Genomic DNA, 14,426 nt, shown 5'->3' on the forward strand with positions numbered 1-14,426 from the left:
GTGCCCAGAATTTTTCGCCTCAAAGGGGCCTCCGTTTCTTCGTCAGGAACGTATGGAAACCAGCCGTGCTGCGTGTCAGGGCGGATTTTGTCTGGCCTGCATGATGGCCAGGATTGGCCTGAAACAAGCCGCTTTCCATAAGTGAGGTGAATAGGGATGTATGAAGTTTGAAGAAAATACTTATAAAGAAAACGCTTGTAGCATTTTGTAGTTTTCAGCCTGGTCGGGAATGTTACGGTGGAACCATCCATCGCAAACAACGAAATTTTTGTTGATTGATTTGGACTCCTTTTAATAGCAGGGATAAAGGGTTTTTAAATTAAAAATTCCCTTTCTGATATTGGAGAACTTATATGAAAAAATCCGCCATCCTATCCAGTGTGTTGATGACTACTGCTTTGAGTTTTGGTCTGCAAAGCGGTGCAATGGCTAATGAACCAGCCGTTAATCAGGATCACTCGGCAAGCGCAGGCGAAGCCGTCAGCGATACCTGGATCACCACCAAGATCAAGGCTGATCTGGCCAGCACCAAGGATTTGAAGAGCACGGATATCTCTGTTGAAACCAATAATGGCGTCGCAACATTGACCGGTACCGTGCCCAGTGAAATTGAGCACAAGAAAGCCGTTGCTGCAACGGAAAGTGTGAAAGGCGTTGTGAAAGTCGATTCGTCGGGATTGAAAGTAAAACCGGAATAAAAGTTCCGTCATCAATCCTAATTGTGAATTCCCGTTGAAACAGGAGAGCGACTATGAATGAAGATACGATCAAAGGTAAATGGAAACAGTTGTCTGGCAAGATTCAGGCCAAATGGGGAAAACTGACCAATGACGATATTGATGTTGCCGAAGGCAATACCGAATATCTGGTCGGTAAAATTCAGGAGCGCTACGGCATTGCGCGTGAGGAAGCTGAAAAGCAAGTTCGCGACTTTAATGGCGGCGCCTGATCCCCTGGCTTGATTGCCCAGGACTATAAAACGCCCTGCATATGCAGGGCGTTTTTCTTTGTGCCTTGGCAAGGTTGCTGTCAGTCCTCATCCATCTGCTGGTAGCGTTCGACGAGGTAATCCAGCAATGCTCGCACAGCTGGCATCTGCCCCCGGCGGGAGGAAAACACGGCATGAATGATTTCGCGTCGTGGAGCCCAGTCCGGAATCAGTTTCACCAAAGAGCCGTCGGCCAACTGATCGCAGACTACCAGGGTAGGCAACTGCACCACACCAACGCCTTTTAGTGCTGCGCAGCGCAAGGCCGTCATATCGGTGGTAATCAGGCGAGGCGTGTGATGCAGCACGGCTTGTGCGCCATCGGGACCATACAAGGTCCAGGTATGGCTTTGCTGTGGCAGCCCCAATGCCAGGCTGGGATAGTCCGCCAGATTAGCGGGTGAGCCGGGCATTCCGTGGCGGGCAATCAGCTCCGGGCTGGCTATCAAACATTGGCTGCGGTCAGACAGAACACGCATCACCAGATCGCTGTCTTGCAATGGTGGCGGGCGCACGCGGATCGCCATATCCAGCGCTTCCCCGATCAGGTCCACGCGCCGGTTGGTGGCATCCAATTGCACCGTGACATGCGGGTAGCTGACCATGAAGTCGGCCAACATATCACTGACATGGGCGTTCAGTAAGGTGATGGGGCAACTGAGGCGCACCACACCGCGCGGCTCGGCACGTGTCAGTTCGATGGCTGCCTGTGCCGCTTCGGCCTCTACCAGCATGGCCTTGCAGTGCTCGTAATAGGTCTGGCCAATCTCGGTCACGGTAAAGCGGCGGGTGGAGCGCTGGATCAGCCGCACTCCTAGACGCTCTTCCAGTGCAGCCAGCCTGCGGCTAAGTGTGGATTTGGGTAAACCCAGTGCGCGACCGGCCGGGGCAAAGCCGCCGTGATCCACAATCTGAACGTAGAAGTACAAGTCGTTTAAATCTTGCATGGCAGTTTTATCGTTCCATAAATGGAACATAGATGGCCGATTTAGGGGGCTACTGGCTTCGTTGTCCCGAGTTTATTCTGTCTCTTATGTTGAAACAAGGAGATGGACATGAAGAAAATTCTTGGTATCTATAGCGCTCCCCGTCCTCACTGGGTGGGCGACGGCTTCCCCGTTCGCTCCCTGTTTTCGTACCACACACACGCAAAACAGTTGAGCCCCTTCCTGCTGCTGGACTATGCCGGCCCTGCCGAGTTTGCTCCCAGCAACCACAAGCGCGGCGTTGGCCAGCACCCACATCGGGGTTTTGAAACCGTCACCATCGTCTACAAGGGCGAGGTTTCACACCACGACTCCACGGGTCAGGGCGGCACGATCGGCCCCGGTGATGTGCAGTGGATGACGGCCGGCTCGGGCATCTTGCACGAGGAGTATCACTCCGACGCTTTTGCTCGTTCTGGCGGCACTTTGGAAATGGTACAGCTGTGGGTCAACCTGCCTGCCAAAGACAAGCGTGCTCCCGCTGGCTATCAGGCCATTACCGATCAGCAAATTCCTGTGGTCGCACTGCCTGATGCTGCTGGCATGGTGCGCGTCATTGCCGGTGAAAAGGATGGTGCTGCTGGCCCTGCCAAGACCTTTACCCCCATGAATGTATGGGATATGCGTCTGAATCAGGGTGGTATTGCCGAGCTGGAAAGCCCTGAAGGCTGGACAGCCGCCTTGGTGGTGCTGCAAGGCACCGTACTGGTCAATGGTCAAAGCGTGGCTCGTGAAGGGCAACTGGTCGTGCTGGATCGGACAGGCAGCCAGTTCAGCGTGGAAGCCAATAACGACGCCGTTGTCCTGCTGATCAGTGGTGAACCCATTGATGAGCCCATTGTGGGACACGGCCCCTTCGTCATGAATAGCAAGCAAGAGATCTTGCAGGCTATGGATGACTTCAATAATGGCCGCTTTGGTGCCATGGCATCGGGATCGGCATCGTAGTAGTGCAAGGCTGGGGGGGCTGCGTGAGCCGCCCTCGCAGTTTGAACAGAGGGCCGATGGCTGCCCTGATACGTAATTTGCAGCGCGATACCACCAGCGCTGTGGCAGTACCGGGTACTACCTTGTGGTACCCGATCTTTTCAATCCCCTTTGAGGAAAACTGAGATGACTACGCCCTACAAACGTCTTGATAAAGACCAAGCCGCTGTTTTGCTGGTTGACCACCAAACCGGATTGCTGTCCCTGGTTCGTGACATTGATCCAGACAAGTTCAAGAACAATGTGCTGGCTCTGGCCGATCTGGCCAAGTACTTCAACTTGCCCACCATTCTGACCACCAGTTTTGAAGAAGGCCCTAATGGTCCTTTGGTCCCGGAGCTGAAAGAAACCTTCCCGGATGCGCCTTATATCGCTCGCCCTGGTCAGATCAATGCCTGGGATAACGAAGAATTCGTCAAAGCCATCAAGGCAACGGGCAAGAAGCAGCTGATTATTGCCGGTGTGGTGACTGAAGTGTGCGTGGCTTTCCCGGCCCTGTCGGCTTTGGAAGAAGGCTTTGATGTGTTCGTGGTCACCGATGCGTCGGGCACATTCAATGAACTTACGCGTCACTCGGCATGGGATCGCATGTCCTCGGCCGGTGCTCAGCTGATGACCTGGTTTGGCGTGGCTTGCGAACTGCACCGCGACTGGCGTAACGACGTGGAAGGTCTGGGTGCCTTGTTCTCCAACCATATCCCCGACTACCGCAACTTGATCAATAGCCATACCAAGTTCACATCCGGTAAGTAAATCGCTTCGGCGCTGCGCTGGTCACTTGAGTGGCCAGCGCTTTTGGCTGTTTGAAACCCAGCCCCCAGATCTGTTTTCAGGAGTTCGACCCATGAGTACACACAGTTCCGAAGTCTCTTCATCCTTTGATTGTCCCGAAGACATCAACGGCGAAAAACATGTTCAACGTGTTGCCGGGCGCGGCGCACAAGTGGGTGGGGGCATTACCGTCAGCCGGATTCTGCCTTCCTCGCAACGGCGTATGGTGGGGGCCTGGTGCTTCCTGGATCATGCAGGGCCCGCCGTGTTCACGTCGGGATCCGGCCTGCGTGTGGGCCCTCATCCACATATTGGCCTGCAAACCTTTACCTGGATGATTCAGGGCGAGGTTCTGCACCGTGACAGCTTGGGCCATGTGCAAGTGGTCAAGCCTGGTCAGGTGAACTTGATGACAGCGGGACGCGGTATCAGCCATACCGAGGAGTCTTTGCCCGGCGAGGACAAGCTGCATGCGGTTCAGCTCTGGATTGCCTTGCCGTCCAAGGACGCCACCTGTGAACCCGCTTTTGACCACCATCCTGACTTGCCTCATTGGCGTGAGGACGAGTGCGACTTTACCCTGCTGGCCGGTACCTATGCACAGCATCAGGCACCCAGCAAAATGTATTCGCCTATGGTGGGGATGGATTTGAGCAGCTCCAAGGCTGGGGAAGTGAGACTGAATTTGAACCCCGAGTTTGAGTATGGCTTTTTAGTCGTGCAAGGTACCTTGGGTATTCAGTCCGAGCAGTTCGAGGCCAATGAATTGGCCTATGTGGGCCGTGGCCTGACGCAGTTGAGCTTGAGTCTGAGTGCCGGTAGCCGAGTCATTGTGCTGGGTGGCGAGCCGTATACCGAGGAACTGGTGTTGTGGTGGAATTTTGTTGGTAAAAACAAGGACGTGATCGGCCAGGCACAACGCGATTGGCGTGCGGCCCATGAGCGCTTTGGTGTGGTGCATGGCTATGACGGTGAGCCCTTGATTGCGCCGGATCTGCCATGGGCAAGCAACTGATTTTCATTGACGGCTGCTGGTTCTGATCGTCTATTGCGATGACGCTGGCCGTGGTTTGCTGGCTGCCTGTCCTGGTTTCCGAGCAGGGCTATGGCGCATGTGTATTTCGCCCTTATCCCGCTGTTCAAGTGGCCCCTTTCGGGGCCATTGTGTCTGTGTACAGTTTGCCCACCGTGACTGGCGGTCTGCTTGTGATCGGAGTACAAAACAGTGTGCTGGTGCAAGCAGGTCCACAGGAAAAGGTCTGTACGGCTGCGGTCAAGCCCTTTTGTTTGCACAACAGCGTTGAACAATTTCTAAAAGGTAGCTGGAATGCGATTGAAAGATAAAGTGGCCATAGTCACCGGTTCGGCAGCTGGAATTGGTTTGGCAACGGCCAGGAAGTTTGCCCAGGAAGGGGCGATTGTGGTGTTGTGCGATCGTAATGCGGATGCCGTCAATCAGGCAGCGCAGTCTTTAAGTGGTAATGGCGTTACCGCCGTAGGCTACACCGTGGATGTGACGGACCGTGCACAGATTGACGCCATGGTGGCGGATGTGAAGCAAAAGTTTGGCCGCATTGATGTGCTGGTGAACAATGCCGGGATCACCAAGGACGCCAAGCTGGTACGCATGACCGAGCAGCAATTTGATGATGTGATTGATGTGAACCTGAAAGCGGTTTTCAACTTCACTCAGGCCGTGGCCGCGGTGATGCTGGAGCAGGAAAGCGGTTCCATTCTCAATGCTTCCAGCGTGGTGGGTTTGTACGGCAATTATGGTCAAACCAATTACGCGGCCAGCAAGTTCGGGGTGATAGGATTTACCAAAACCTGGGCCAGGGAGTTGGGCCCCAAGGGGATACGCGTCAATGCCGTCTGTCCCGGTTTTATCGAAACAGACATTTTGAAAACCATCCCCGAAAAAGTGCTGCAAGGCTTTCGTGATCATTGTTGGTTGCGCCGCATGGGCAAGCCTGAAGAGATCGCCAATGTGTATGCGTTTTTGGCCTCGGATGAAGCCAGCTTCATCAATGGCACGACGCTGGAAGTGTCGGGCGGTTTGACGGTTTAATACCGTGCTCTGAACGATGGCTTGGAGGACTCCTGCTTGAATCCTGAGCCGCCACAAAAAATCCTGAATCTGACTTGAAGCAGATTCAGGCTTTTTCTACGGGAACAAGCGGTTTGGCGTTGTCGCTGTGAAAGTTGCAGGGGGCGGTTCAGGCCCCCCATCCGACAGCACCTACCCTCTATATAGAGAGGACTGTTTCATTAATCCAGCTCGGGGTGGCGGTCCACCAGACGCTGGCGTTTTTGCTTCAAGGCTTCCAGTTCTTCCTCGGCCTTGGCAATGGCTTCTTCCACATCTTGCACGCTTTGTTCGATGTGGTCATACGCTTCTTGCAGCAGTTCCTTGGCTTCCTTGCGGTTGGAGGCGGTAGGTGTATCGCCGCGCAAGGGGCGGTTCGCCGTTTCGGGCAGGAACAGGGCGGTAATCAAGCCGATGACGCTGGCAAACATCAAATAGTAGGCAGGCACCAGCAAGTTGTTGGTCTGCTCCACCAGCCAGGCCGCAACTGTAGGCGTCAGGCCCGCCACAATGATGGCGATGTTAAAGGAGGCGGCCAAGGCGCTGTAACGTAGCCGGGTCGGGAACAGGGCGGGCAGGGTAGAGGCCATGACCCCGGTCAGGCAGTTCAGTAAAACGGCCAGAATCAGCAGCCCCAGGAAGATCTGCACATTGCTGTCGCTACCAATAAAGTGAAAGGCGGGAATCGCAAAGATCAGCAGGCCCAGACTACCGGCCATCAGAAAGGGTTTGCGACCTATCTTGTCGCTGACAAAACCCACCACCGGTTGCACGAACAGCATCCCTATCATCACCACCACAATAATGAAGACACCATGTTCTTCGGCGTAGCCCAGGCTGCTGGACAGATAGGTAGGCATATAGGTCAGCAACATGTAATAGGTGATGTTGGTGACCAGCACCATGCCAATACAAATTAGCAGGGCTTTGCGGTACTTGGAGAAGATCTCGCCAAAGGAAACCGTGGGGCGCTCTGTCAGGGCGGCGCGGTCTTCTTTCTCCATCTTTTCCAGTTGCTCGGTAAAGGCGGGAGTCTCTTCAGCGGCATGGCGCAGGTACAAGCCCAAAATACCCAGTGGACCGGCAATCAGGAAAGGAATGCGCCAGCCCCAATCCTGGAAGGTCTCTTCGGTCAGGGACGTTTGCAGCAGCACGACCAAACCGGCGCCCAGAACAAAGCCCGCGATAGAGCCAAAGTCCAGCCAGCTACCCAGGAACCCGCGCTGCCGGTCGGGCGCGTATTCGGCCACAAAAACTGCCGCGCCAGTGTATTCACCGCCTACGGAAAAGCCTTGGGCCAGCTTGCACAGCAGCAGCAAAATGGGTGCCCAGATGCCGATGGATAGATAAGAGGGAATCAGACCAATCAGGAAGGTGCTGATGGCCATGATGATGATGGTCAGGGAGAGCACTTTCTGACGGCCGAACTTGTCCCCCATCAGCCCGAAGAACACACCGCCTAGAGGCCGCACCAAAAAGGGCACCGAGAAGGTACCCAGGGCGGCGATGGTTTGTACTGCGGGAGAGGCATCGGGGAAAAAGACTTTACCCAAGGTGGCGGCCACAAAGCCGTAAACGCCAAAGTCAAACCATTCCATGGCGTTGCCCAAGGCAGCGGCGGTTACGGCTTTTTTAAGTTTGCTGTTGTCTACGACGGTAATGTCGTCAATGTGAAGCGGCTTGGCGTTGCTGGATGCCGCGGAGGACTGCGTCATATGGCTTCTCCTGGAGAGCAGGACAATGACCTGCAGGTTCGCCCTTGTGCTGTCGATCCCAGAGAAGGAGCACTGGCATGACGGCATTGTGATCAGGCGAGGCTTGGAGGCGATTCTACGTCCAGCTTTGCTGTTCGTCTATCGAAGGGAAAGGGTCGAGCAGTCAGGGCCAAGTCGCGAGAAAAACGGGACGCGACTTGCCGTCCTTATTGTTACTGAGCCCAAGCCTGTCTCCCACCACATTTGCACATACTTACAGGGCGCGGCATCCAGGCGGTAAAGGAGCTTTTTTCACGTAGGCTCGCACCTCATCGACCAATGCCGCCGCCGCGGGCGTCAAGTCATGTTCTTGGTGAAACATCAGACACAAGGTACGGACCAGCGTGGGGGCCTGCAGCAAGGAGAAGCTCAGACCGGGCATCAACACCCGTTGTGCCGCCAAGGCGGGCAGCAGGGCAATGGCCAGACCACTTTGCACCAGCGCTGCTTGCGAGGTGGTGCTGGACGCTTCATAAAACGGGGCCGAGGTTTCGATGGGCAGGTCCGGGCGGGACTGCAGCACCGCCATGATGCCGGTTTCGTCTACGACGCCCACCAGCTTGCGCTCATTCAGAGCAGACCAACTGACCGTGTTGTTGGCATCCGGTTTGATCAGCTTGTCGTCGCTGCGATAGAGCACGCCAAACTGGTCTTCCAGTAAGGGTTGACTGTCCAGCCCTTGGACATCCGCCCAGGGACTGGTCAGACCAAAGTCGATCTCCCCAGCCACGATCTGGCGCTGAATGCGTCCCGAGTTGTCATCCCGTAAATACAGGCGGACCGCCGGATGCTGCTGAGAGAAATTCGCGGCCGCCGGTGCTATCAAATCCGTAATGGCCGACGGCGCTGCGGCCACACTGACCCGCCCGCTTTTCAACTCCCCATAACGCATGACATCGCTGATGGCGCCATCAAAATCTGCCAGCAGGCGGGTGATGCGCGGCAGGAACTCCTGACCAATAGGCGTCAGGGATACACGCCGACTGGTGCGGTTGAACAAGGTGGTATTCAGGGCAACTTCCAACTGCTGGATCAGGCCCGTGACCGAGGATTGTGTTTGAAAAAGACGACGCGCGGCATGGGTGAAACTGGCCTCCTGGGCCACGGCGACAAACGCGTTCAAGTGCTTGAGCGTGATGTGCTTGGGAAGTCTGTCCATATCATTTTCTGATTAATCAATTAACTTAAACAATTTTTCATATTAATAATACCTTTGGATAATGCGGTCAACTCCCCTTTTTGTGGGAGGGTTAGTGGAGACGTAGATGCAGACAGACGACCGCAGGCTGGACGTCAAGATCAGCAATGGCTGGATTATTGATGGCTTGGCCACCCCGCGTTGGCGTGGTGATGTGGGTATTCGAGAAGGACGGATTGTCGCCGTGGGCGACTTGAGCGCCTGGCACGCCGATCAATCGGTGGACGCCAGCGGCCATGTGGTGGCTCCTGGATTTATTGATACTCACGGCCATGATGATTTGATGTTCATCGAGCGGCCTGTTCTGGACTGGAAAACCAGCCAGGGCATTACGACGGTTGTGGTCGGCAATTGTGGCGTCAGCGCTTTCCCGGCTCCTTTGCCTGGCAACTCGGCAGCGGCTTTGGCCTTGCTGGGCGATTCTCCCTTGTTTGCAGACATGGCGCAGTACGTGCAAGCCGTGCGCAAGCTCAAGCCCATGATCAACGTGGCGGCTCTGGTCGGTCACGCGAATCTGCGCATGGCCGTGATGCAGGACCCCTTGTCCCAGCCGAATGCCGATGAACAAAAGGCCATGGAAGCCTTGCTGGCCAAGGCCTTGGAAGAAGGCGCCGTGGGCTTTAGTACCGGCCTGGCTTACGAGCCCGGCTGCATGGCCGAGCCGGCCGAACTGGAAGGTCTGGCCCGTGTTGCCGCTTCCAAGGGCTCCTTGCACACCAGCCATATTCGCAATGAAGGCGACACGGTGCAGGAGTCGGTAGAAGAAGTGCTGGCGGTAGGCCGCCAGACGCAGTGCGCCACCCTGGTGTCGCACCACAAGTGCATGATGCCGGCCAACTGGGGCCGCAGCAGCCATACCTTGGCCAATATTGATCGGGCCCGCGCCGATGGCGTGCAGGCCACCCTGGATATTTATCCCTATTCGGGCAGCTCCACGATCCTGATCCCCGAGCGCGCCCACACCATAGACCAGATTCGTATTACCTGGTCCGAGCCTCACCCCGAGTGCAATGGCCTGTATCTGGCCGAGATTGCCGAGCAGTGGGGCTGCGACCGGGAAACTGCCGCACGGCGTTTGCTGCCTGCTGGCGCGATTTATTTTGCGATGGACGAGAAAGAAGTCCAGCGCATTTTCAGCCACCCATGTTGCATGGTGGGCTCGGACGGATTGCCTGCGGATGCGCATCCCCACCCTCGTTTGTGGGGGAGTTTCACGCGCATTTTAGGGCGGTACGTACGCGAAGATGGCCTGATGTCCCTGGAGCAGGCGGTTGCCAAAATGACCGCCATGCCTGCCTCGGTCTTCGGGCTGGAAAACCGCGGCGTGTTGCAAGTCGGCGCCTGGGCGGATCTGGTGGTGTTTAATCCCGAAACGGTGCAAGATTGCGCCACCTGGGAAGAGCCCACCTTACCGTCTCAAGGTGTGCAGACCGTGTTTGTGAATGGCGTACAGGTTCACCCTGTTGCCCCGGAGCAGCGGCCCGGCCAGGTGCTTGATCGCGCCTTTGCCGCTCAGGCACAAAGCCTGGATGCGCCGATTATCCCGCTATAAGCGGCGCGTCGGACAAGAAAACAGTCGCTGTGACCTGGGGCGGTCAACCAGGGCAGGGCGATTGCATCACATGCAGGCCGGTTTTTGAAAACTGGCCAGGAAGGATCGTTAAGGAGACGACATGAGTGTCATTCAGCAACAAATGCCAACGGGCAAGCGCAATGCTGCCATGGTGGTGTTTTTAATTGGCATGGCGATTGCCTTGTACACCCACTTTTACATGCCGGGTGAAAGCTCCCTGTGGGGCTTGACGCCGGTAGTGGTGTTTGCGCTTATCGCCTTGTTGGGTGTGGATATTGTTCTGGCCACGATTGGTGCGATTGTATTGGGCGCCATCATGACCAGTACGACGCCCATTGCCATGGGCAAACTGCTGGCCGAGTCCCTGGGCTCGTTCATCGCCGTGGTGGGTTTGATTATTGTACTGGGCGCCGGGGTGGGTGAAGTGGCTGCCCGTACGGGTGCCGCCGAGCAATTGGTGCGAGCTATTGTGAAGCGTATTGGCTTGTCCAATCCGGTGCGTGTGCGTCTGGGCATCATGGTGGCCTCCACCTTGATCTGTGGCGCTCTGGGTACGCTGGCTGGCGGTAACGCCATTATTGCTGCGGTGGTGATTCCAATTGCCGCGGCCGTGCGTCTGTCCCCTCCCGCTGTGGCTGCCTTGTTCCAAAGTGCCGGTTCCGCCGGTCTGGTGCTGGGCCCATTCACCCCTAACGTGGTTACGGTCACGGGTCTGACCGGTCTGAGCTACACCGATTATCTGCTGGTTGCTGGCTTGCCCATGGCAGCGGCGACCTTGCTGACCGGCTGGTTCATGTCCGGTCGCATTCAGAAGATGACCAAGGACCATTTCCAGTACGAAGAAGCCTCGCAAGGTCAGGCTGCTTTTGACGTGAATGCCAAGGCTTCCCCCAAGGCTGTGCGCGCTGCCTGGGCTTTCTGCATCACCATTGTGGGTCTGGCTGCGGTGGGTATCGCCTCCAAGGCCGGTTTTGCTTACGCCATTATCGTGATGGTGTCTCTGGGTGCGGCAACCGGTCTGGCCGGTGGTATGAACCCACGTGAAATTCTGCAGGCCATGTATGCCGGTGCGGGCAAGCTGATCTGGATTTTCTTCCTGTTCTGGCTGTTCAACCCGGTGCTGGTGCTGGTGGATCAGCTGAACGCCTACCACGCCTTGCTGGATTCGGTGCAGCCCTATCTGGTCGGTATTAGTGGCGCTGTGCTGTGCATGTTGATTGTGGCCTTTAACGTGGTTGGTCACATACCGGGTGCTGCCGTGGCGCAGATGACTTTTACCGCCAAGATTTTTGGCCCCGTTCTGGCTGCGGCCGGTGTGGGCCCTGCAGCTACCGCTGCCGTTATTCTGGGCAGCTCGCAGATTGACTGGTTTGGTCCTTTCCCCTCTTCGGACATGTTCGGCCAGATGGGCCTGGCGCGATCCACTCAGCTCAAATACATGTTGTATAACGGCTGGGCGGTCATGATCATCAATTTGTTGATGTTCGCCGGTCTGTTCATGATTCTGGTCTGAGTACTGAAGGAGAGTGTGTATGTTTACCTTAGGAAGCGAGTTGCTGGATGCGCCACTGGTTCGTGAGCGCCTGCAGGAACGACTGGAGCCTTTGCTGACCCAGGAGTCCGCCCGTATTTCGATGGCGGTCTACGCTACCGACGGTACCTCCTTGTTCGAGTGGCATGCGCAGCGCGTCATGCCCTCGGCCAGCCTGATCAAAACGCCCATGCTCCTGTGCCTGCTCGAGCAAGTTGCTCAGGGCAAGCTGTCGCTGGATACGGTTTACCCTCTGCCCGAGGGCGACCGTACCCCTGGCACTGGCATCTTGAGCCAGCTGCCCGGCGTGCCCAGCCTGAGCCTGCGCGAGCTAGCCCTGCTGATGATTATCCTGAGCGATAACGTCGCCACCAATGCCCTGATCGACTTGCTGGGCATGGATAACATCAACGCCTGGAGCGCCCAGGCCGGTTTGCAGCATACGGATTTGCAGCGCCACATGATGGACATGAAGGCGCGCGAGGCCGGTAAAGACAACTGGACGACCGTTCAGGATGCCTGCTCGACCTTGCTGTATCTATTGCATTCGCCTGCCCTGCCGGAAAGCCTGCGTCAGCAGGGGCTGGACATGCTGGCGGATCAGCGTGAACGAGGTCACTTTGCGGCAATTTTGCCTTCTATCGCCCAACTGGCTCACAAGACCGGCTCCTTGCCCGGCCTGCGTCACGATGCCGGTATCTTGACGATGGGCGAACGCAGTGTGGTGCTGGCCGTGATGGCCGATGGCTTTACCGATGGCCGCACCAGCACCTCTTTATACGGTGGCCAGGGAGCGGGTGTCTTGTCCCGTCTGGCCTTGGAAACGGCCCGCGCCTTGCAGTATTGAGCCGGTCCGAAAGGATAAAAGTATGTCTACGACACGTGTTGCCCTGGTTCAATTGGATAGCGGCCGCGACCGCCAAACCAATCTGGACCAGCTGGAACATTGGGTGCTGGCCGCTGCCAAAGACGGCGCACAACTGATTGTGACTCCCGAGTACAGCGATGTACGTGGTGATACGGAATGGTTGCAGCAAAATGCCACGCCCATTCCGGGTCTGGTGACCGATCACATGGCCAGCCTGGCGCGCCGCACCGGAGCCTGGATTCATCTGGGTTCCATGCACGAGCGCCGTCCTGATGATCATCGCCTGGGCAACACGAGCGTGACGTTTTCACCAGAGGGTGAAATCGTGGCGCAATACCGCAAAGTGCATTTGTACGATGCGGTGGTGAACGGTCTGGAATACCGCGAGTCCGACGATTTCTGCCACGGCCAGCGTCTGCAAAATGTGCAGGTCGGGGATCTGAATCTGGGTCTGAGCATTTGCTATGACATGCGCTTTGCCGAGCTGTTCCGTACCTTGCGTGCCCGTGGCGCGAATGTGCTGGTAGTGCCTGCCGCCTTTAATGTGCATACCGGCCGTGACCATTGGGAAGTGCTGTTGCGCGCCCGAGCCATTGAAAATCAGTGTTACGTGCTGGCCGCCGCGCAGATCGGCGGTCCCGGTCCTGCCATGCCGTGCCTGGGTCGCAGCATGATTATTGACCCTTGGGGCACCGTATTGGCCTGTATGCCTGATCATCCAGGCTATATTTGCGCCGATCTGGACCCCGCTCGCGTGCAGCGCATGCGTGAATCACTTCCGGCCTGGCAGCACCGCCGGGGTGATCTGTATCCTATTCCTTCTTGATTGTGTGCTGAAACAGACTGGAGTCTGCCATGACCGTACCTGCTGCCTTTGAGTTTTATCCGGGCACTGCCCCCTTGTTGATTTCCATGCCCCACTCGGGCACCTACGTGCCTTCGGACTTGCTGGCGCGTTTTACGGAGTCAGCGCGTCAGGTGCCGGATACGGATTGGCATATTCCACGCTTGTATGAGTGCGCCCAAAAATTAGGTGCGTCCGTGCTGGTGGCGACGTATTCGCGGTTTGTGGTGGATCAGAACCGCCCGCCTGACAATGCCAGCCTGTATCCCGGTCAAAGCGTCACCAGCCTGTGTCCCGTGGACACGTTTGGCGATGAACCCATCTACCAGCCTGGCCAGGAACCGGACGAGCGTGAGGTTGCCCAGCGTCGCGAGACCATCTGGTTGCCGTATCACCAGAAGCTGGAAGAAGAGCTGACGCGTTTGCTGGCCCTGCATGGCCGTGTGGTCCTGTGGGATGCGCATTCGATTCGTGCGGTCGTGCCGCGCTTTTTTGAAGGCCGTCTGCCGGATCTGAATTTCGGGACCGCCAATGGTCAGAGTTGCGATCCAGCCTTGAGCGAACGTCTGATGAAAACCGCCTCGGCCAACAAAGATTACAGCAGCGTGTTGAATGGTCGTTTCAAAGGTGGCTACATTACCCGCCACTATGGACGTCCCGAGCAGAACATCCATGCTGTGCAGCTGGAAATGGCACAGTGCTGCTATATGGAAGAGCAGTGGCCCTTTGAGTACAAGGAAGAGGCTGCCCGCAACATTCAACCCCTGATTGAGGCCTTGCTGCGCGACGCGCTGGCCTTTGCGACCGAGTCGTAAATTCATCCTGAGCCCCGGCACAGAC

The 14,426-nt window shown here is 56.6% G+C and carries 14 protein-coding genes; 11 read left to right on the forward strand and 3 right to left on the reverse strand.

The window, feature by feature from the left end:
• Positions 1–353: 353 nt before the first annotated feature.
• Both MID00_RS09105 and MID00_RS09110 read left to right on the forward strand, forming a co-directional pair.
• Positions 354–698 (forward strand): BON domain-containing protein, encoded by a 345-nt coding sequence (locus tag MID00_RS09105; protein WP_009456877.1) that lies wholly within the window; start codon positions 354–356, stop codon positions 696–698.
• A 53-nt stretch (positions 699–751) separates the two neighbouring features.
• Positions 752–949 (forward strand): CsbD family protein, encoded by a 198-nt coding sequence (locus tag MID00_RS09110; protein ID WP_009456875.1) that lies wholly within the window; start codon positions 752–754, stop codon positions 947–949.
• A gap of 80 nt (positions 950–1,029) precedes the next feature.
• On the opposite strand, the gene MID00_RS09115 is transcribed toward MID00_RS09110, so the two are convergent.
• Positions 1,030–1,935: a LysR family transcriptional regulator gene (locus tag MID00_RS09115; protein WP_254500205.1), complete on the reverse strand. Its 906-nt coding sequence runs from the start codon at positions 1,933–1,935 to the stop codon at positions 1,030–1,032.
• A gap of 108 nt (positions 1,936–2,043) precedes the next feature.
• Here MID00_RS09115 and MID00_RS09120 point away from each other — a divergent pair, with 108 nt between their 5' ends.
• From MID00_RS09120 to fabG, 4 genes are all read left to right on the forward strand, one after another.
• Complete coding sequence (locus MID00_RS09120) at positions 2,044–2,922, forward strand: pirin family protein (RefSeq protein ID WP_254500206.1); 879 nt, start codon at positions 2,044–2,046, stop codon at positions 2,920–2,922.
• A 165-nt stretch (positions 2,923–3,087) separates the two neighbouring features.
• On the forward strand, positions 3,088–3,714 hold the full coding sequence (ycaC, locus tag MID00_RS09125) for an isochorismate family cysteine hydrolase YcaC (protein WP_009456862.1): 627 nt from the start codon (positions 3,088–3,090) through the stop codon (positions 3,712–3,714).
• A gap of 91 nt (positions 3,715–3,805) precedes the next feature.
• The gene (locus MID00_RS09130) at positions 3,806–4,747 is read left to right on the forward strand and encodes a pirin family protein (RefSeq protein ID WP_009456860.1); all 942 of its coding nucleotides are present in this window, start codon (positions 3,806–3,808) and stop codon (positions 4,745–4,747) included.
• Between the two features lie 312 nt (positions 4,748–5,059).
• Positions 5,060–5,800, forward strand: coding sequence for a 3-oxoacyl-ACP reductase FabG (fabG, locus tag MID00_RS09135; protein ID WP_009456856.1), 741 nt, complete (start codon positions 5,060–5,062; stop codon positions 5,798–5,800).
• Between the two features lie 200 nt (positions 5,801–6,000).
• Here the strand turns inward: fabG and proP are convergent, their stop codons facing one another.
• Entirely contained in the window at positions 6,001–7,533 is a 1,533-nt protein-coding gene (gene proP, locus MID00_RS09140) for a glycine betaine/L-proline transporter ProP (protein WP_022983652.1), read from the reverse strand.
• A gap of 253 nt (positions 7,534–7,786) precedes the next feature.
• On the reverse strand, positions 7,787–8,731 hold the full coding sequence (locus tag MID00_RS09145; protein WP_026483606.1) for a LysR family transcriptional regulator: 945 nt from the start codon (positions 8,729–8,731) through the stop codon (positions 7,787–7,789).
• A gap of 106 nt (positions 8,732–8,837) precedes the next feature.
• Between MID00_RS09145 and MID00_RS09150 the strand changes: the two genes are divergently transcribed.
• From MID00_RS09150 to hutG, 5 genes are all read left to right on the forward strand, one after another.
• Positions 8,838–10,322: an amidohydrolase family protein gene (locus MID00_RS09150; RefSeq protein ID WP_088451816.1), complete on the forward strand. Its 1,485-nt coding sequence runs from the start codon at positions 8,838–8,840 to the stop codon at positions 10,320–10,322.
• 121 nt (positions 10,323–10,443) lie between these two features.
• Entirely contained in the window at positions 10,444–11,856 is a 1,413-nt protein-coding gene (locus MID00_RS09155) for a hypothetical protein (RefSeq protein ID WP_026483608.1), read from the forward strand.
• A 19-nt stretch (positions 11,857–11,875) separates the two neighbouring features.
• The gene (locus MID00_RS09160; protein ID WP_009456850.1) at positions 11,876–12,721 is read left to right on the forward strand and encodes a serine hydrolase; all 846 of its coding nucleotides are present in this window, start codon (positions 11,876–11,878) and stop codon (positions 12,719–12,721) included.
• A gap of 22 nt (positions 12,722–12,743) precedes the next feature.
• Positions 12,744–13,568, forward strand: a complete 825-nt coding sequence (locus tag MID00_RS09165) for a carbon-nitrogen hydrolase family protein (protein WP_009456848.1) — start codon at positions 12,744–12,746, stop codon at positions 13,566–13,568.
• Between the two features lie 29 nt (positions 13,569–13,597).
• Complete coding sequence (gene hutG, locus MID00_RS09170) at positions 13,598–14,401, forward strand: N-formylglutamate deformylase (RefSeq protein ID WP_254500207.1); 804 nt, start codon at positions 13,598–13,600, stop codon at positions 14,399–14,401.
• Positions 14,402–14,426 lie beyond the last annotated feature (25 nt).

The sequence above is a fragment of the Alcaligenes sp. NLF5-7 genome, from assembly GCF_024266725.1.
GTDB classification, from domain to species: Bacteria; Pseudomonadota; Gammaproteobacteria; order Burkholderiales; family Burkholderiaceae_B; genus Alcaligenes; species Alcaligenes phenolicus.